Annotated in this window: 17 protein-coding genes; 10 read left to right on the top strand and 7 right to left on the bottom strand. The window is 64.2% G+C overall.

Annotation, left to right across the window (positions count from 1 at the left end; translation table 11 throughout):
- Window positions 1-13 precede the first annotated feature (13 nt).
- Together AB7532_RS04080 and AB7532_RS04085 are read left to right on the top strand one after the other, a co-directional pair.
- Window positions 14-1,924, top strand: a complete 1,911-nt coding sequence (locus tag AB7532_RS04080) for a propionyl-CoA synthetase (RefSeq protein ID WP_441233552.1) — start codon at window positions 14-16, stop codon at window positions 1,922-1,924.
- 237 nt (window positions 1,925-2,161) lie between these two features.
- Complete coding sequence (locus tag AB7532_RS04085; RefSeq protein WP_441233553.1) at window positions 2,162-2,431, top strand: hypothetical protein; 270 nt, start codon at window positions 2,162-2,164, stop codon at window positions 2,429-2,431.
- Window positions 2,432-2,534: 103 nt separating this feature from the next.
- Here the strand turns inward: AB7532_RS04085 and AB7532_RS04090 are convergent, their stop codons facing one another.
- The gene (locus AB7532_RS04090) at window positions 2,535-3,230 is read right to left on the bottom strand and encodes a DUF1013 domain-containing protein (RefSeq protein WP_441233554.1); all 696 of its coding nucleotides are present in this window, start codon (window positions 3,228-3,230) and stop codon (window positions 2,535-2,537) included.
- Window positions 3,231-3,484: 254 nt separating this feature from the next.
- On the opposite strand from AB7532_RS04090, the gene ispH reads away from it, so the two are divergent.
- From ispH to rnhA, 3 genes are read left to right on the top strand one after another with little or no spacing between them, the layout of a single operon-like run.
- Complete coding sequence (gene ispH, locus AB7532_RS04095; RefSeq protein ID WP_441233555.1) at window positions 3,485-4,453, top strand: 4-hydroxy-3-methylbut-2-enyl diphosphate reductase; 969 nt, start codon at window positions 3,485-3,487, stop codon at window positions 4,451-4,453.
- 6 nt (window positions 4,454-4,459) lie between these two features.
- Window positions 4,460-5,443, top strand: a complete 984-nt coding sequence (locus AB7532_RS04100; protein ID WP_441233556.1) for a homoserine kinase — start codon at window positions 4,460-4,462, stop codon at window positions 5,441-5,443.
- Entirely contained in the window at window positions 5,440-5,889 is a 450-nt protein-coding gene (gene rnhA, locus AB7532_RS04105; RefSeq protein WP_441233557.1) for a ribonuclease HI, read from the top strand. The genes AB7532_RS04100 and rnhA overlap by 4 nt, the downstream gene beginning before the upstream one ends.
- Window positions 5,890-6,047: 158 nt before the next feature.
- On the opposite strand, the gene AB7532_RS04110 is transcribed toward rnhA, so the two are convergent.
- From AB7532_RS04110 to AB7532_RS04135, 6 genes are all read right to left on the bottom strand, one after another.
- Window positions 6,048-6,533, bottom strand: a complete 486-nt coding sequence (locus AB7532_RS04110) for a peroxiredoxin (protein ID WP_441233558.1) — start codon at window positions 6,531-6,533, stop codon at window positions 6,048-6,050.
- A 107-nt stretch (window positions 6,534-6,640) separates the two neighbouring features.
- Window positions 6,641-7,195, bottom strand: a complete 555-nt coding sequence (locus tag AB7532_RS04115) for a DUF924 family protein (RefSeq protein ID WP_441233559.1) — start codon at window positions 7,193-7,195, stop codon at window positions 6,641-6,643.
- Between the two features lie 15 nt (window positions 7,196-7,210).
- Window positions 7,211-8,896, bottom strand: a complete 1,686-nt coding sequence (locus tag AB7532_RS04120) for a long-chain fatty acid--CoA ligase (protein ID WP_441233560.1) — start codon at window positions 8,894-8,896, stop codon at window positions 7,211-7,213.
- Window positions 8,897-9,088: 192 nt separating this feature from the next.
- A complete protein-coding gene (locus AB7532_RS04125) occupies window positions 9,089-10,567 on the bottom strand; it encodes a D-alanyl-D-alanine carboxypeptidase family protein (RefSeq protein WP_441233561.1) in 1,479 nt (492 codons plus the stop codon).
- Window positions 10,568-10,755: 188 nt separating this feature from the next.
- A complete protein-coding gene (locus tag AB7532_RS04130; protein WP_441233562.1) occupies window positions 10,756-12,552 on the bottom strand; it encodes a glucan ABC transporter ATP-binding protein/ permease in 1,797 nt (598 codons plus the stop codon).
- A gap of 93 nt (window positions 12,553-12,645) precedes the next feature.
- On the bottom strand, window positions 12,646-13,695 hold the full coding sequence (locus tag AB7532_RS04135; RefSeq protein ID WP_441233563.1) for an ABC transporter substrate-binding protein: 1,050 nt from the start codon (window positions 13,693-13,695) through the stop codon (window positions 12,646-12,648).
- A 228-nt stretch (window positions 13,696-13,923) separates the two neighbouring features.
- Between AB7532_RS04135 and AB7532_RS04140 the strand changes: the two genes are divergently transcribed.
- From AB7532_RS04140 to AB7532_RS04160, 5 genes are all read left to right on the top strand, one after another.
- Entirely contained in the window at window positions 13,924-14,295 is a 372-nt protein-coding gene (locus AB7532_RS04140; RefSeq protein ID WP_441233564.1) for a hypothetical protein, read from the top strand.
- Window positions 14,296-14,410: 115 nt separating this feature from the next.
- Window positions 14,411-14,815: a phosphoribosyl-ATP diphosphatase gene (gene hisE / locus AB7532_RS04145; RefSeq protein WP_441233565.1), complete on the top strand. Its 405-nt coding sequence runs from the start codon at window positions 14,411-14,413 to the stop codon at window positions 14,813-14,815.
- 131 nt (window positions 14,816-14,946) lie between these two features.
- On the top strand, window positions 14,947-15,549 hold the full coding sequence (locus AB7532_RS04150) for a YqaA family protein (RefSeq protein ID WP_441233566.1): 603 nt from the start codon (window positions 14,947-14,949) through the stop codon (window positions 15,547-15,549).
- Between the two features lie 46 nt (window positions 15,550-15,595).
- Window positions 15,596-16,123 carry a hypothetical protein gene (locus tag AB7532_RS04155; protein WP_441233567.1) on the top strand — a complete coding sequence of 176 codons (528 nt, stop codon included), beginning with the start codon at window positions 15,596-15,598 and terminating at the stop codon, window positions 16,121-16,123.
- Between the two features lie 28 nt (window positions 16,124-16,151).
- Window positions 16,152-17,552 (top strand): aspartate ammonia-lyase, encoded by a 1,401-nt coding sequence (locus tag AB7532_RS04160; protein WP_441233568.1) that lies wholly within the window; start codon window positions 16,152-16,154, stop codon window positions 17,550-17,552.
- The last annotated feature ends 32 nt before the right edge of the window (window positions 17,553-17,584 follow it).

Consider the following 17,584-nt stretch of genomic DNA (forward strand, 5'->3'; position numbering starts at 1 on the left):
CGGGAGCGCGGGAATGAACATCCAGGGGAAGAGCAGATATCACGAGATCCATGCGCGCTCGCTGGCCGATCCCCAGGGCTTTTGGGCCGAGGCCGCCACGGAGATCGACTGGATCGAGCCGCCGAAGACGATCTTCGATGCCTCGCAGGGCGTCTACGGCCGCTGGTTCACGGGCGGTATCGTCAACACCTGCTACAACGCGCTCGATCGTCATGTCGAACGCGGCCGCGCCGACCAGGTCGCGCTGATCCATGATTCGCCGCTGACCAATAGCGTCACCAAATTCACCTATGCCGAGCTGCTGTCCGAGGTGCAGGCGCTTGCCGCCATCATGCAGGATTTCGACGTCGCCAAGGGCGACCGGGTCATCCTCTATATGCCGATGGTGCCGGAGGCCGTGGTCGCGATGCTCGCCTGCGCGCGCATCGGCGCGGTGCACTCCGTGGTGTTCGGCGGTTTTGCCGCCAAGGAGCTCGCGACCCGCATCGACGATGCGCAACCAAAGCTCATTCTCTCCGCCAGCTGCGGCATCGAGCCCGGCCGCATCGTGCAGTACAAGCCGCTGCTCGACGAGGCAATCAGGCTCGCGAGCGAGAAGCCGAAGGCCTGCATCGTGCTGCAACGTCCACAGCTCGTCTGCAACCTCACGCCCGGCCGCGACTACGATTGGGCGGGCTTGCGCCGCAAGGCCATGAACGACGGCAAGAAGGCGCCTTGCGTGCCTGTCGCGGCCACCGATCCGCTCTACATCCTCTACACCTCCGGCACGACCGGCATCCCGAAGGGTGTCGTGCGCGACAATGGTGGCCATCTGGTCGCGGTGAAATGGTCGATGTTCAACCTCTATGGCGTCAAGCCGGGCGAGGTCTGGTGGTGCGGCTCCGACATCGGCTGGGTGGTCGGCCACAGCTACATCATCTACGGCCCGCTGCTGCATGGCGCGACCTCGATCATGTATGAGGGCAAGCCGATCGGCACGCCGGATGCCGGCGCGTTCTGGCGCGTCATCAGCGCGCACAAGGCGGTTGCCTTCTTCACCGCGCCGACCGCATTCCGCGCGATCCGCAAGGAAGATCCGGAAGGCAAGTTCATCCGGCAATACGATCTATCGCAATTTCGCACGCTGTTCCTCGCCGGCGAGCGCGCCGATCCGCCGACGGTGGAATGGGCGGAGCAACAACTGAAGGTGCCGGTGATCGATCATTGGTGGCAGACCGAGACCGGCTGGTGCATCGCCGGCAATCCGGTCGGTCTCGGCATGCTGCCGGTAAAGCACGGCTCGCCGACGGTGCCGATGCCGGGCTACCAGGTCGACGTCGTGGACGAAGCGGCAAAGCCCGTCGGTCCCAACACCATGGGCTCGATCGTCATCAAGCTGCCGATGCCGCCCGCTTGCCTGCCGACGCTGTGGAATCAGGACGAGCGGTTTAGGGAAGCCTATCTCACCGAATTCCCCGGCTACTACAAAACATCCGACGCCGGTTACAAGGACGAGGACGGCTATGTCTTCGTCATGGGGCGCACCGACGACATCATCAACGTCGCTGGTCACCGCCTCTCCACTGGCGGCATGGAGGAGATTCTTGCTTCGCATCCCGATGTCGCCGAATGCGCCGTGCTCGGCGTCAAGGATGCGATTAAGGGCGAGGTACCCTGTGGCTTCCTCGTGCTCAAAGCTGGTGTGAAGCGCGCACCCGCCGAGATCGAAAAGGAGATCGTCGCATTGGTGCGTGACAAGCTCGGCCCTGTTGCCGCCTTCAAGCTCGCCATCACCGTCGGCCGCCTGCCCAAGACGCGCTCCGGCAAGATCCTGCGCGGCACCATCAAGAAGATCGCAGATGGTGAGTCCTGGACCATGCCAGCGACGATCGAGGACCCCAAGGTGCTGGACGAGATCGGCGAGGCGCTGAAGGGGCGGGTGTGAGGTGATCTACCGTCGTCGTGCTGATGAGGCGCGACGCCGCTGCCCCAACCTCCACTGTCATCACCCGCGAAGCGGGTGATCCAGTACCCCGCGCCCGGAGTTGTGTGACCCAATGACCGCCTCGGCGTACTGGATTCCCCGCCTTCGCGGGGAATGACAGCGAGCGAGGAACAGTCCTCGGGGACTTACAATCTCCTCATTCCGCGCTAAACAGGGCCCACCAACCGGGGACCTCGTATGCCTCTCGCCACCGCGCCGCGCCTGCTTGCAGCCATCGCTCTCGCCATCGCTCTCTCCGCCTGCTCCGCGCGCTACCAGACGCCGGTGGCGGTGGGCGGCGACGATGACGATGCGGTGTGTCTGAGCCGCGGCAATGCGCAGGGCTCGCCGGAATATGTGGCCTGCCGCAAGGACCGCGACGTCCAGCGCAGCGCCGCGATCACCCGCGCCGACCGCCGCCAGCGCGATCTCGGCGAATACATGCTGAACAATCCCCAGCGGCCCTGAGGCTCACTCCATCCGGGTTACGCAAGCGTCCGGCCCTCAAAACAAAAACGCGGCGGGTGATCCCGCCGCGTTTCGCATTCGGTAACGAGCGAAGAGCGGAGGCTTACTCCTCCTCTTCGTCCTGCTTCTTGCCGCCGAGCGTCTTTAGCTTGGCGAACACGGCGTCGACGTTGAGGTCGTCGCTGGAGCGCTCGGCCGGCTCGTATTCGTCCTTCTTGGTGGTCTCGGACGCCGGCAGCAGGGTGGCGCCGCCATAGGCTGCGTCGATCGGCTTTTCCTTCGCCGCGCGCGCCACTTCGAAATCGAGCTCGATCTGGGAGCAGAGGCCGAGTGTGACCGGGTCGATCGGGGTCAGCTGGGAGGTGTTCCAGTGGGTGCGGTCGCGGACGCTGGCGATGGTGCTCTTGGTGGTGCCGACCAGACGCATGACCTGGGCGTCCTTCAGCTCCGGATGGCTGCGCAGCAGCCAGAGGATGGCGCTCGGACGCTCGTGGCGGCGGGAGACCGGGGTGTAGCGCGGGCCCTTGCGCTTGGGCTGCGGCGGCAGGATCACCTTGCTCTCCTGGAGACGGAGCCGGTAGTCCGGGTTCTTTTCGCCCTTCTCGATCTCCTCACGGGTCAGCTGGCCGTTGGAGAGGGGGTCCATGCCCTTGATGCCCTGGGCGGCGTCGCCGTCGGCGATCGCGCGCACCTCGAGGGGATGCATCTTGGTGAAATCGGCGACCTGGTCGAAGGTCAGCGCGGTGTTGTCGAGCAGCCAGACGGCGGTCGCCTTGGGCATCAGCGGTGCGTTGCTCATGGCAAATCTCCTTTGTGCTTCGCCCACCCCTTTGGAGGCGAAACCGGTGGTCATCAGCGATGACAGGGAATTTGGCTATATAAGCCGGGAGGGGGTAGCCACGCAATGGTTCTGCTATAGATAGTGCCTTGACAGAGCCCGAAAGGGGGCCCAATTCCCTCTAAAGTCCCTGTAAGCTCGTACCTTAGCCCTTTCCATTCATCGACCGCCCCCGCCAGAAGGCGAAATGGGTGATTCGGTCCCGAGATCGCTCAATGTCAGCCAAACCAGACCTCAAGATCGTGCTTTGTTCTCCCCGCGGCTTCTGTGCCGGGGTGGTCCGGGCGATCGATACCGTGGAACGGGCGCTCGATAAGTATGGCGCCCCCGTCTATGTTCGCCATGAGATTGTGCACAACAAATACGTCGTCGACGGGTTGAAGAAGAAGGGCGCGATCTTCGTCGAGGAGCTCGCCGAAATCCCGGAAAACACCACTGCGCCCGTGGTGTTCTCGGCGCATGGCGTGCCGAAATCGGTTCCGGCCGACGCCTCGTCCCGCAACCTGTTTTCGCTGGATGCGACCTGCCCGCTGGTGACCAAGGTGCACCGCGAGGCGGCGATCCATTTCAAGCGCGGCCGCGAGATCTTCCTGATCGGTCACTCCCATCACCCCGAGGTGGTGGGCACGCTCGGCCAGCTTCCGGTCGGGGCCGTGACCCTGATCGAGACCGCCGAGGACGCCAAGACGATCGTCCCGAAGAACCCCGACAACATCGCCTTCGTGACCCAGACCACGCTGTCGATCGACGACACCGCCGAGATCGTGGCGCTGCTCAAGGAGCGCTTCCCGAACATCAACGGTCCGCACAAGGAAGACATCTGCTACGCCACCACCAACCGCCAGCTTGCGGTGAAGAAGGTGGCGCCGGTGGTGGATGCGCTCATCGTTGTCGGTGCCCCCAATTCGTCGAACTCACAGCGCCTGCGCGAGGTCGCCGAGCGCGAGGGTTGTGGAATCGCAGTGCTGGCGCAGCGCGCGACCGACATCGACTGGAACAAGTTCGGCAACATCAAGAGCCTCGGCATCACCGCAGGCGCATCCGCGCCGGAAGTGATCGTCGAGGAAATCATGGACGCGTTCGCCGAGCGCTACACGTTGCATGTGGAGACGGTCTCGGCCGCGGAAGAGAACGAGTTCTTCCCGCTGCCGCGTCAGGTGCGCCCCGAAGCCGCCGCCGAGTAGACTTTTATGGCGGTCTACACCGATGTTGCCGCCGATGAGCTTGCGGATTTTCTGAAGCAATACGATCTCGGCGAATTGCTCTCCTACAAGGGCATCGCCGAGGGCGTCGAAAACACCAACTTCCTGCTGCACACCAGCCAGGGGTCGTTCATCCTCACGCTCTACGAGAAGCGTGTGGCGAAGAACGATTTGCCGTTCTTTCTCGCGCTGATGACGCATCTGGCCGAGCACGGCGTCAACTGTCCGCTGCCGGTGAAGGCCAGGGACGGCGAGGCGTTGCGCGAGCTGTCGGGCCGGCCCGCGGCGATCATCACCTTTCTCGAAGGCATGTGGCCGCGCAAGCCGAACGTGGCCCATTGCGCCGGCGTCGGCGAGGGCCTCGCCAGGATGCATCTGGCCGGCGCCAACTTTGCCATCAAGCGCGCCAATGCCCTGTCGGTCGCGGGCTGGCGGCCGCTGTTCGATGCGGCGGCAAACCGTGCCGACGAGGTGCAGCCAGGCCTGCGCGCATTCCTGGCCGCCGAGCTCGATCATCTCTCGAGCGGGGTCTGGCCGAGCCATCTGCCCGAGGGCGTGATCCACGCCGATCTCTTCAACGACAATGTCTTCTTCCTGGGGGACAAGCTTTCGGGGATCATCGACTTCACCTTCGCCTGCAACGACATGCTCGCCTATGACGTCGCGATCTGCCTCAACGCCTGGTGTTTCGAGCCGGATCATTCCTTCAACGTCACCAAGGCGCGCGCCTTCCTCAACGCCTACGGCCGGGTGCGCAAGCTCAGCGAGGCGGAGGAGGCCGCGCTGCCTCTGCTCGCGCGCGGCGCTGCGATCCGCTTCCTGCTGACCCGGCTGGTGGACTGGCTCAACGTGCCCGAGGGTGCGCTGGTGAAGCCGAAGGACCCGCTGGAATATTTTCGCAAGCTGCGCTTCCACCAGAGCGTCGCCAGTGTGCGCGATTACGGGCTGATGCCGTCAGGACTGGTCGCGTGAGCGAGCTTCCCATCGTGACGATCTATACCGACGGCGCCTGCTCGGGAAATCCCGGGCCCGGCGGCTGGGGTGCGATCCTGAAGTTCGGCGACAAGGAAAAAGAGCTGAACGGCGGCGAGCGCCACACCACCAACAACCAGATGGAATTGATGGCGGCGATCTCCGCGCTCGAAGCGCTGAAGAAGCCGTGCACCGTCGATCTCTACACCGACAGCCAATATGTCCGGCAGGGCATCACCGGCTGGATCCACGGCTGGAAGCGCAACGGCTGGCGCACCGCCGACAAGAAGCCGGTGAAGAATGTCGAGCTATGGCAGCGCCTCGACGCGGCGCTGAAGGCGCATGAGGTCCGCTGGCACTGGGTCAAGGGCCACGCCGGGCACCCAGAGAACGAGCGGGCGGATCAGCTGGCGCGGGATGGCGTCGCGATGGCACGGGCGAAGTAGCGGGTGGGAGAGTAGGCGACGCGCCGTCGGCGTCGCACGGTTTCGTAGGGTGGGCAAAGCGAAGCGTGCCCACGGCTTCTTCTCAATCAAGAAAAGATGGTGGGCACGGCGCTGACGCGCCTTTGCCCACCCTACGACACTTTCGCTGAGGCTAAAGCTCAGAGCTGCCCGAGCAGCGTATCGCCGCCGGAGACTTCGACTTTGCCGGGCATCGCTTCGAGGTTCAGTTTCTTGACCACGCCGTCTTCGACCAGCATCGAATAGCGCTTGGAGCGGATGCCGAGGCCGTTGCCGGAGGCGTCGAGCTCCATGCCGATCGCCTTGGCGAAGTCGGCATTGCCGTCGGCGAGGAAGATCGCCTCGTCGCGCTGGTCAGTGTCGCGCTTCCAGGCGTTCATGACGAAGGCGTCGTTGACGGAGACGATCGCGATGGTGTCGACGCCCTTGTCCTTCAGGGCGTAGGCGTTGAGGAAGATGCTCGGCAGATGCATTTTGTGGCAGGTGCCGGTGTAGGCACCGGGCACCGCGAACAGCGCCACCTTTTTGCCCTTGAAGATATCGTCGGTGGTCTTCACTTGCGGGCCTTCCGCCGTCATCACGCGGAATTTCGTCTCGGGCAGCTTGTCGCCAGTCTGGATCGCCATCGTCAGTCTCCCTGAAAATCGGTCCCGCTTTTTAGACTGTGGCGCGGGCGCGCACAATATTGCCGGCGGGGAAACGGCGGGGCCCATGGACCTTCACCGATATGTCATCAACCCGCAAAACCGCCGCTGTCGAGGAATGCCTGCTCCTCCTCCGTGGTGTCGCGGCCGAGCAGGCCGTTGCGGTGGGGAAAGCGCCCAAACCGCTGGATGATGTCGGCATGCTCCCGGGCGTATTTCTGGTTCTCGGTATTGTCGGTGTTCTGAAACAGTGCAACGCAATGGAGCTGGTCGGGCAGGTGCTCGGAATGCATGAACGGCATGTAGAGGAATTCAAGCAGGACGGGATCGATCCTCTTATTCACGCCCCGATCGATGGCACGGCGGGCGACATCCCGCGCCAGCGCGTCGCTCGCGAAGGCTTGCCGTGTGCCCCGAAACATGTTGCGGGGAAACTGGTCCAGCACGATGACGAGCGCGAGCGCGCCATCGTCGGTCGCCTCCCATGAGGCCAGCTCGCTGGCGACGGCCTTTTGCCAAAGCGGAAGAAAGCGGCGCTTGATCTCCGCGTCGAAAGCGTCGTCGCGCTTGTACCAGCGCGCGCGGCCGACTTCGCGCCAGAACGCGAGAATGCCGGCCGGGCTGATATTGACGCCGTCAGTCATGAAGCAAAGGCGAGCTTACGCCGCCTGGGCCTTCTTCTCGTCGCGCAGCTCGCGGCGCAGGATCTTGCCGACATTGGTCTTGGGCAGATCGGTGCGGAATTCGATCTGCTTGGGCACCTTGTAGCCGGTGAGCTGCTCGCGGCAGAACTTGATGACGTCCTCCGGCGTGAGGTTCGGGTCCTTCTTCACGACGAAGGCCTTGACCGCCTCGCCGGACCCGCTGTCGGGAACGCCGATCACGGCGCATTCGAGCACGCCCGCGTGGCTCGCGATCACTTCCTCGATCTCGTTCGGATAGACGTTGAAGCCCGAGACCAGGATCATGTCCTTCTTGCGATCGACGATCTTGGTGTAGCCCGTCTCGTCCATGATGCCGATGTCGCCGGTGCGGAAATAGCCGTCGGCGGTCATTACCTTGGCGGTCTCCTCCGGCCTGTTCCAGTAACCCGACATCACCTGCGGGCCCTTGGCGCAGATCTCGCCTGCCTGGCCGAGCGGGAGCTCGTTGCCGTCGTCGTCGCGGATCGAGATCCAGGTCGAAGGCACAGGGATGCCGATCGATCCCGAGAACTCGGTCGTGGTCGCGGGGTTGCAGGTCAGCGTCGGCGAGGTTTCCGACAGGCCATAGCCTTCGGCGATGAAGCAACCGGTCACCGCTTTCCACTGCTCGGCCACCGGGCGCTGCACGGCCATGCCGCCGCCGTTCGAGATCTTCAGCTTGGTGAAGTCGAGCTTCTTGAAATCAGGATGATTCATCAGGCCGTTGTAGAGCGTGTTGACGGCCGGGAAGCTGTTGACCTGGTACTTTGCCAGCTCCTTGACGAAGCCCGCGATGTCGCGCGGATTGGGGATCAGCAGATTGCAGCCGCCCGCGCGCACCGCGAGCAGGTAACAGGCCGTCAGCGCGAAGATGTGATAGAGCGGCAGCGCGCAGACAATCATGAGCTGATCGACGTGCGGCGGTGCTGCCATCGCCGGCTGAAGCCATGCGTCGTTCTGCAATACGTTGGCGACGATGTTGCGATGAAGCAGTGTGGCGCCCTTGGAGACGCCGGTGGTGCCGCCGGTATATTGCAGGAAGGCGACGTCGCCGGGCGAGAGCTTCGGTTTGTTGAAGGCTAGAGAGCGGCCGGCCGAGATTGCGTCGTTGAAGGACACCGCGCCCGGCAGCGACCACGCAGGCACCATCTTCTTCACGCGGCGGACGACGAGGTTGACGATCACGCCCTTGAAGCCGAGCAGGTCGCCCATGCTGCCGACGATGACGTGCTTGACCTGCGTCTTCGCGATCACCTGCTCGACCGTGTGGGCAAAGTTCTCCAGCACGATGATGGCTTCGGCGCCGGAATCCTTGAGCTGATGCTCGAGTTCGCGCGGGGTATAGAGCGGGTTGACGTTGACCACGGCAAAGCCGGCGCGCAGCACTGCGGCGGTGGCGACCGGATATTGCAGCACGTTCGGCATCATGATCGCGACGCGCGCGCCGCGCTGGAGCCCGCGACCTTGCAGGTAGGCGGCCATCGCGAGCGACATCTGGTCGAGGTCGCGATAGCTGATCGACTTGTCCATGCAGATGAACGCCTTGCGGTCGGCGAACTTCGCAAAGCTCTCCTCCAGCAGGTCGACCAGCGATGCGTATTGGGTCGGCTCGATATCAGCAGGCACGCCGGGCGGATATTGCTTGAGCCAGATGCGCTCCATGGAAAACTCCCCTCATTTACCAGAGCCCGTTGTGTCTCGGGCTTGCCTCATTGCGGCCAGTATCGAGCCTGTCGGAACAGCTGGCAAGTCGTTGAGGCTTAGGACAAAGGTCAGGGAGTGGCTACTGGAATCGTCGCAAACGGCGGCTTGCCGCAGGTGCGAAGCCACGAGCGGTGTTGCGGCGGGAGGTCGTTAACTGTTGTTCGCGGGCTTGGCGGCGGGCTTGGTCGCGGCCTTGGGTTTGGCGGGCTTGGCCGCCTGCTCGCCGCTCGCTGCGGGCTTCGCCGCCGAATCCGGCTTGGCCGTCGCATGCCTGGCTCCGGCCGGCTTTGCAGCGGTCTTGGCATCGCTCTTGGTATCGTTCTTGGCGTCGGGCTTCGCGGCAGCCGGCTTCGCTGCCGCTGTCTTCGCTGCCGCCGTCTTGGGGGCCGCGTCCTTGGGCTTGTCGGCCGCGTCCGGCTTCTTGGCGACGCGCGACTTCTTGCCACGCGGCTTCGCAACCGTCTGCTGGTCGGCATCGGCCGCGACCGCCGCGATGAGGGCGGTGCCGGTGCGGGTCGGGCCGGTATAGACCAGCACGGGCTCGGCCGCCGCCGGTGCCGACGCCATCAGCTCGGAGGCCTTCATCAGCGGCGGCTGTAGGCCCGCGGTGAAGAACGTGACCTGGGCTTCGCCTCCGGTGGCGGAGGCCGATCCGTTGGTGCCGCCATTGGTGGCGATCAGCGCATCGTCGTCGTCGCTGGCCGGCCGCTTGCGATGACCGCCGCACATGTCCTCGCGCAGGTTCGGTGGCGAGGCGTCGACCGGCACCAGCTTGTCGACGGTGCCGAGCGAGGGGCGAAGCCAGGTGAGATTGTCCTGGCTGAAGCCGCGCTCGAGCAGCTGCGCCGCCTTGACCGCGCGCGCGGTGCCGGAATTGGCGCCGAGCACGACGGCGATCAGCCGGCGACCGTTGCGCGTGGCCGATGCCACGAGATTGTAGCCGGAGGCGCAGATGAAGCCGGTCTTGAAACCGTCGGCGCCGGGATAGCGGCCGATCAGCTTGTTGAAATTGCCGGTCACGCGCTTGCCGAAGCGGATCGCCGGAATGTGCACGAAGTATTCGTATTCCGGCAGGTCGCGCAGGAACGAGCGCGCGAGAATGCCGAGATCGCGCGCCGATGTGATCTGGCCGTCGGCGGGCAGGCCGTTGGGATTGACGTAGCTCGTCTGCGTCATGCCGAGCTTCTGCGCGGTGTCGTTCATCATTGCGGAGAAACCGTCGATCGAACCGCCAACGCCTTCGGCGAGCACGACGGCCATGTCGTTCGCCGACTTGACCATCATCATCTTCAACGCGTTGTCGACGGTGAGCTGTGTTCCCGGACGGAACCCCATCTTCGACGGCGATTGCGAGGCGGCCGTCGGCGATACCGTGATCAGCGTGTCGAGTGTGAGCTTGCCGTCCTTGACGGCCTTCAACGTCACATAGGCGGTCATGATCTTGGTGACGGAGGCGGGGTACCAGGGGATGGTCGCGTTCTCCGCCTGCAACACCTTGCCGCTGTCGGCTTCGATCAGCAGCAGCGCTTCGGCACTCGCCGCGCGCGGCGCGAGCAAGGCGGCGCATGCGAGGATCGCAGCGGACAGGTTGAACAGCGATTTGCGAAGCAGCGGGCGAAGGGCGTGCACTATCCGATTCCGGTCCTTGGAGACCCGCCTGATACGGTCGGCTCTCGTGATCTGATGTTCGGTTCTGAAATCCAGCGCCGCCGCTTGCGGCGTCGCAAACCTATACCGGCTGGTGCGTCGAGAACAGGGCATCGGCCGGGTATTCCGCAATGAAATAGGCCGAATTTCGACGGTCCCGTGGGGACTTGCTAGGGGGACTTGACTGCTGTCGCGGCAGCCTCGGCGGCCGTCACGCTGGCCCGTGTGGTTTCCTGAACCATGAACTGGGCCTTGGCGAGTTCGGCAAAATGGCCGCCTTTGGCCACCAGTTCATCGAAAGTTCCGCTTTCGATCACGCGGCCATTCTCGAACACCAGGATTCGCGTGGCATTGCGGATGGTCGAAAGGCGATGGGCGATCACGAAGGTGGTGCGGCCCTTCATCACTTCATCGAGAGCGGCGTTCACCTTGGCCTCGGTGACCGCGTCGAGCGCGCTGGTCGCCTCGTCCAGGATCAGGATCGGCGGGTCCTTCAGCAGCGCGCGGGCGATCGAGAGGCGCTGGCGCTCGCCGCCGGAGAGCATGCGGCCGCGCTCGCCGGCATTGGTGTCGAAGCCGCCGCTGCGCTCGATGAAGTCGAGCGCCTGCGCACGCTCGGCCGCCTTGCGCATCTCCGCCACGGTCGCATCCGGTTTGCCGACGCGCAGATTCTCTTCGATCGAGCGGTTGAACAGCAGCGCTTCCTGGAACACCACGCCGATGTTTCGTCGCAGCGAGGTCAGCGTGACGCCGCGCACGTCCATGCCGTCGATCTTGATGAAGCCGGATTGCGGGTCGAAGGCGCGATGCAGCAGTGCGATCGCGGTGGACTTGCCGGCGCCGGTCGGGCCGACCAGCGCGATGGTCTGGCCGGGCAGCGCGGTGAAGGAGAGGTCCTCGATCGCCGGGCGCTTGCCGTCATAGGAGAAGGTGACGTCGTTGAACTCGACGAGGCCGGACAATCGCCCCGCATCGATCGCGTCGGGCCGGTCGTGGACCGCCGGCACGGCGTCGAGCACGTTGAAGAACTCGCGCAGCCGCGGCGCTTCCATGAATACGTTGTTGATGAAGCTCACGACCTGCTCGAGCTTCTGGATCAGCATGGTCGCGAAGCTCACGAACATCACGATCTCGCCGACCGAAGTGAGCCCCTGGTCGTGCAGCGCGATGCCGAGCGAGAAGATCGCGAGCACCGTGATGGTGGTCGAGGCGCGCGTGATGACGGTGACGAGCGCCCACCAGGACAGCACCGGCATCTGCGCAGCCAGCAGCTCGTCGGCGACGGAGCGCAGTCCCTTCACCTCGGATTCGACGCGGACAAAGCTCTGCACCAGCGCGACATTGCCGAGCGCGTCCGAGGCGCGCGCGGAGAGCTCGCTGTAATGCTCCTCGACCTCCATCTGCATGCCGAAGGTCTTGCGCACCACGAAGGTCGTCAGCGCCGTGAAGACGACGCAGAGCACGAACAGCAGGATCGCGAGCCGCCAGTTCAGATAGAGCGACAGCGGCAGCAGCACGATGACCGAGAGGATCGCGGCAAAGTGCTCGCGGAAGAAACCCAGCCACAGTCGCCACAGCGCGTCGGTGCCGTTGAGCATCACCTTCATCAGACGACCCGAATGGGTGCCGGAGTGGAAGGTCAGCGGCAGCTGCAGGATGTGCTCGAAATAGCCCGTCAGCACCGCCTGGCGCTGGCGGTGGGAGAGGCGGTCGGCCTGCAAGGCCACGATCGCGCTGCAGGCGATGGTGAACAGCCCGAACGCCACCCAGGCGATCAGGAAGGGCCAGGCCGAGCTCGATCCGGCTACCGTCTTGCCCGAGAGTACGTCGACGATCCGGCCGAACAGCACGGGTTCCGCGAACTGCGAGGCCGCCAGCAGCAGATTGGCGACCGCCAGCAGCCAGCCCAGCCGCGCCTCCTTGCCGAGCAGCTCGAGAACGCGGGTGTAGAGACGGAGGATGGGCATGCGGGCGACGAACTCAGGCTCTGATGTCGACAGGTGGGCCCATATTCTAAGCAGGGATTGCCCGTGAGATACAGCGGAAGCTTTCGGTTTTGCTCAGTTGATCAACCGGCTTTCGACCGGCGGCAGGAATTGGCCGTCGAAAATGTCGACCGCCGCCGGCCGCTTGCGAAATTTGAAGTCCTGCGCGATCTGGTCGATCGAGCGGTCCAGGCGTGCCGGGTCGATGCCGCCAAGGCCGTTGCGCCTGACCTCATCGGTCAGGATGTTGTCGACGAGCACGGTACGCAGGCGCTCCCGCTCGAGGTCGGGGTCGCCGTCGTCGATGCGGCTTGCGGTCTCGTTCGCCGCGCGCGCGGGCTCTTTGACGGTTGCGCTGATGCCGGCGATCAGGGCGCGCACGAAGCCCTTCACGGCGTCCGGTTTCGCCGCGGCGAAAGCAGGATTTGCCACCACGGCAAAACCGTAGGCCTCGCAGCCATAGTCGGCATAGCGCAGAACGACGAGATCGGCGCCGGGGACACCGCGGTCGCGCAGGTTCACCGCGGAGAGATAGCTGAAGCCGGCAACCGCATCGACCTGTCCCGCGGACAGGATCGGCTCGCGCACGGCCGCGCTGATCTTGTGGAATTTCACGCGCGAGACGTTGATGCCGTTCTGCTGCGCCAGCGCCGGCCACAGCCGCATCGACAGATCGCCGTCGGCGACGCCGACGGTCTTGCCGTCGAGATCGGGCAGCAGATGGATGCCGCGGCTCCTTCGTGCGACGATCGCATAGGGCGCGCGATTGAACAGCACGAACACCGCCTTGATGGGCGCCGCGTCGTCCTTGTCGCGGAAACGGATCAACTCGTTGATGTCGACGAGTGCGAGTTCGCTGTCGCCTTTGGCGACGCGCGCAAGCGCTTCCGGCGAGCCGGCCGCGGTATTGAAGGAGACGTTGAGGCGCTCGGCGCTGAAACTGCCATCCTTCGCGGCAAGGAAGAACGGCGCCATGCCTGCATCGATCGGACGATCGAAGGTGAAGTGGATCGCTGTCGAGGGCGCGGCGGTCTCGGCCGCTGCGGCATCGCGTGCGGTCAGCCCGGCAAGCGCGATTGCAGCGGCCAGCAGGCCGCGAAGGACGGTCGTCGTAAATGCAAACATCAGTCGCGCCGGTCCCGCATTGTTATGGCTTGGTGACGCTCGGAGCGCCGGCTGGCGGTAACTCTGTCCGCTCCAACATGAACGGTGGATGAGCGGCGGTTGCGTCATGATTACGCAACCCCGTTCAGCTTGTGTTGGGGTTGGGGAACCCAACATGGGATGCGGTGTTTGAAAGACATGAGCCTGTCGTCAGGCACCACATTCGAGGTCCCAAGGAGGGTCCAGGACATGTTTGACCAATTTTCGAAATTTGCCGGCCGCAAGACCGTTCTCGCCACTGTGGCGGCGTTGGCCCTGACCGCGGTCGCCCCGACTGCATCCTACGCAGGCGGCCGTCACTGGCATGGCGGTGGCGGCGGTGCGGCGTTTGCCGGCGCGGCCATTGCCGGCGCCATCGGCACCGGCCTTGCGATCGCGGCGACCCGTGACGCCTACGCCTATGATGCGCCGGCATATTACGGCGGCGGTCCGGTCTATTACGATAACGGCCCGACCTACTACGGCGGCGACTCGTATATTGGACCGCGCCCCTTCCACCGTTGCGGCGGTCCCTATCAGTCCGCGCAGGGTGGCCAGGGCAACATTGGTAACTGCTACTAAGCCGGTTACCAAGAATGACCAAACCAGGCTGTCGCGCTTGCCGTGACAGCCTGGTTTCGCTTTTATTGTCGCGCGTTAACGCGTCCACCATTGGCTTAGAGTAGTTTTGAGTACCATGAGTGATTCGCTTGAGCGGCTATATCTGGCTGTGCTCGCGGCCAAGGACCTCGATCCGCAGACGTCGCGCACCGCGCGCCTGTTTCAGCGCGGCCCTTCCAAAATGGCGAAGAAGCTGGCTGAAGAGGCCATCGAGGTCGTCATCGATGCGGTCAATGGCGACACCCAGGCCGTGGTCCGGGAAAGCGCCGACCTGCTCTACAATCTCACCGTGCTCTGGGCCTCGGCCGGCGTGCGCCCCGAAGACGTCTGGCGCGAGATGGCGCGACGGGAAGAGATGCTCGGTATTGCCGAGAAACTGCCGAAGTCGCGGATGACGCTGCCCAAAGTCGCGTCACCGCGCGTGGCCGCCAGGCGGCCAATTGTCGCGCTCGAGGGCCGTGTGGCGCGCAAGCGCCACTAAACGCCATGAAGTTGGAGCGAAACGTCATCGCGCTTTAGGTTATTGTTTGAGCGTGATCTTTTCGGGAAACCGCATACACTTTTCCGGATCCCGCTAATCGTCACAAAAGTCACGATGGACAAATCCGTCCCATGGTGCTTCATCGCGGCGCCATGCTGAAACGTATCTACGACTGGTGCATCGACGCCGCCCACAAGCCCTACGCGCTCTGGATCATGGGAGCCGTGTCTTTCGCGGAAAGCTCGTTCTTTCCGGTCCCGCCCGATGTGATGCTGATCCCGATGTCGCTGGCGCGCCCGCAGCGCGCCTGGCTTTATGCCATGGTCTGTACCATCACCTCGGTGCTCGGTGGTGTTGTGGGCTATGCCATCGGCGCGCTGCTGTTCGACTCGGTCGGTCAGTGGCTGATCCAGGTCTACGGCCTCGGCGGCAAGGTCGATGCCTTCCGTGCCTCCTACGCCGAGTGGGGCGCTGTGATCATCCTGCTCAAGGGGCTGACGCCGATCCCCTACAAGCTCGTGACCATCACGTCGGGCTTTGCCGGCTACAATCTCATCCTGTTCATCCTGTGCTCGATCGTCGCGCGCGGCGGACGTTTCTTCATCGTCGCGATCCTGCTCAACCGCTACGGCGACTGGATCCGCGTCAAGATCGAGAAGCATCTCGGCCTCGTGGTGGCGGTCGGTGCTGCCGTACTGGTGCTCGGTTTCGTGGTCGCGATCAAGCTGATCTAAACCTCCGCGCTTTGCCGTTGCGCCGGCTTCGGCTACGGTTGCCGTCATGATGGTTCGATCCGGCAATCCGGCGATGCGGCTGGGGACGCTGATTTTCGCGGCGCTCTCGCTCTTGCTCGCCACCGGTGGGACTGGATGGCCGCAATCAGCGCCTCCGACGCTTGGCTTGCAGGAGCAGGGACCGCAGGCTGCACCGCCGCCCTCGACGCCCGCACCTGCGCGCGAGGACAATCCCGGGCTGATCAACGAAATGGGCAAGCTGTTCGACAAGCTGCCCTCGATCCTGCCGCCGATCAAAAGCCCAAGCGAGACCATGAACGATCTGTCGCGGCTGGCGAAGCCGTCGACCATGGTGTCGGGGCGGATGGCCTGCCCCGCCTCGTCGAACGGCGCGCCCGACTGCAAGCTCGCCGCCGACCAGCTCTGCCAGAGCAAGGGTTATAAGGAAGGCAAGAGCCTGAACGCCGACTCCGCCGAAAAATGCTCGGCGAAAGTTCTGATTCCGGGCCGGCAACGCAAACCGGATGACTGCCGCACCGATACCGTCGTCACCAGCGCGCTGTGCCAGAACTGAGGACGTCGCGCCAGCATAAGGAGCGCCCATGAGCCGCACGGAGCAGGACTTCCTCGGACAGCGTGAAATCGCCGACGACATCTACTACGGCGTCCAGACCATCCGCGGGAAGGAGAACTTCCACATCACCGGCATTCCGATGAACCAGGAGCCTTACTTCGTGAAGGCGCTCGGTTACGTGAAGAAGGCCGCAGCCATGGCCAACCGGGATCTCGGTGCGGTCGACGCCAAGGTTGCGGACGCCATCATCCTCGGCTGCGACCGCGTCATCGCCGGCGACATGATGGATCAGTTCGTCACCGACTTCATCCAGGGTGGCGCCGGCACCTCCACCAACATGAACGCCAACGAGGTGATCGCCAACCTCGCGTTGGAATCGCTCGGCTTCGGCAAGGGCGACTATCAGCACGTCAGCCCCAACGACCACGTCAATTACGGCCAGTCGACCAACGACACCTATCCGACCGCCTTCCGGCTCGCGCTGATCCTGCGGCTCGAGAGCTACATGACGGCGCTGCGCCAGCTTCAGGAAGCGTTCTTCACCAAGGGCCGCGAATTCGAGCGCGTGCTGAAGATGGGCCGCACGCATCTCCAGGACGCGGTGCCGATGTCGCTCGGGGCCGAATTCCGTGGATGGGGCACCACGATTGGCGAGGAGGTCGACCGCATCTCGGAAGCCCGCGCGCTGTTGCGCGAGGTCAACCTCGGCGCCACTGCGATCGGCACCTCCGTCACTGCGGCGGTCGGCTATCCCAAGCTCGCAGTCCGGCATTTGAGCGCGCTGACCGGTGTCGATTTCATTCTTGCCGGCGATCTCGTCGAGGCGACGTCTGATACCGGCGCCTATGTGCAGCTCTCCGGCGTGCTCAAGCGCACCGCGAGCAAGCTGACGAAAATCTGCAACGACATCCGTCTGCTCGCCTCGGGCCCGCGCGCCGGTTTCAACGAGATCAATTTGCCGCAACTCCAGCCGGGCTCGTCGATCATGCCGGGCAAGGTCAATCCCGTCATTCCCGAGGTCGTCAACCAGACCAGCTTCCTCGTCATCGGCCTCGATACCACCGTGACGCTGGCGGCGAGTGCCGGCCAGCTCCAGCTCAACGTGATGGAGCCGGTGATCTCGTTCGCGCTGTTCTTCTCGATCCGCACCATGGAGCGCGCGGTCAACAGCCTGCGTGAGAACTGCGTGCTCGGCATCACCGCCAACGAGGAGCACACCCGCAACATGGTGCTGAACTCGCTCGGCATCGTGACGGTGCTGAAGCCGCTGCTCGGCTACAAGCAATGCGCCGAGATCGCACGCGAGGGCTACAAGAGCGGCAAGTCGCTGCACCAGATCGTGGTGGCCGAACGCAAGCTGCTGACGCAGGAGAAATGGGACGAGATGTTCTCGTTCGAGCGGCTGATCAATCCGGATCTGATTGGGTAGGTGTTGCTAGTCCGCCGCTCTCACCTCGTCAT

Source organism: Bradyrhizobium sp. 930_D9_N1_4 (genome assembly GCF_052076015.1).
Classification (GTDB): Bacteria; Pseudomonadota; Alphaproteobacteria; order Rhizobiales; family Xanthobacteraceae; genus Bradyrhizobium.

What these genes read in the sequence shown, in the direction of transcription:
- AB7532_RS04100 (WP_441233556.1), top strand. Translation starts at nt 4,460, where the DNA reads ATGGCGGTCTACACCGATGTTGCCGCCGATGAGCTTGCGGATTTTCTG.
- AB7532_RS04085 (WP_441233553.1), top strand. Translation starts at nt 2,162, where the DNA reads ATGCCTCTCGCCACCGCGCCGCGCCTGCTTGCAGCCATCGCTCTCGCC.
- AB7532_RS04150 (WP_441233566.1), top strand. Translation starts at nt 14,947, where the DNA reads ATGGTGCTTCATCGCGGCGCCATGCTGAAACGTATCTACGACTGGTGC.
- AB7532_RS04140 (WP_441233564.1), top strand. Translation starts at nt 13,924, where the DNA reads ATGTTTGACCAATTTTCGAAATTTGCCGGCCGCAAGACCGTTCTCGCC.
- hisE (WP_441233565.1), top strand. Translation starts at nt 14,411, where the DNA reads ATGAGTGATTCGCTTGAGCGGCTATATCTGGCTGTGCTCGCGGCCAAG.
- AB7532_RS04130 (WP_441233562.1), bottom strand. Translation starts at nt 12,552, where the DNA reads ATGCCCATCCTCCGTCTCTACACCCGCGTTCTCGAGCTGCTCGGCAAG.
- AB7532_RS04160 (WP_441233568.1), top strand. Translation starts at nt 16,152, where the DNA reads ATGAGCCGCACGGAGCAGGACTTCCTCGGACAGCGTGAAATCGCCGAC.
- AB7532_RS04090 (WP_441233554.1), bottom strand. Translation starts at nt 3,230, where the DNA reads ATGAGCAACGCACCGCTGATGCCCAAGGCGACCGCCGTCTGGCTGCTC.
- AB7532_RS04115 (WP_441233559.1), bottom strand. Translation starts at nt 7,195, where the DNA reads ATGACTGACGGCGTCAATATCAGCCCGGCCGGCATTCTCGCGTTCTGG.
- ispH (WP_441233555.1), top strand. Translation starts at nt 3,485, where the DNA reads ATGTCAGCCAAACCAGACCTCAAGATCGTGCTTTGTTCTCCCCGCGGC.
- AB7532_RS04110 (WP_441233558.1), bottom strand. Translation starts at nt 6,533, where the DNA reads ATGGCGATCCAGACTGGCGACAAGCTGCCCGAGACGAAATTCCGCGTG.
- AB7532_RS04080 (WP_441233552.1), top strand. Translation starts at nt 14, where the DNA reads ATGAACATCCAGGGGAAGAGCAGATATCACGAGATCCATGCGCGCTCG.
- AB7532_RS04120 (WP_441233560.1), bottom strand. Translation starts at nt 8,896, where the DNA reads ATGGAGCGCATCTGGCTCAAGCAATATCCGCCCGGCGTGCCTGCTGAT.
- AB7532_RS04155 (WP_441233567.1), top strand. Translation starts at nt 15,596, where the DNA reads ATGATGGTTCGATCCGGCAATCCGGCGATGCGGCTGGGGACGCTGATT.
- AB7532_RS04135 (WP_441233563.1), bottom strand. Translation starts at nt 13,695, where the DNA reads ATGTTTGCATTTACGACGACCGTCCTTCGCGGCCTGCTGGCCGCTGCA.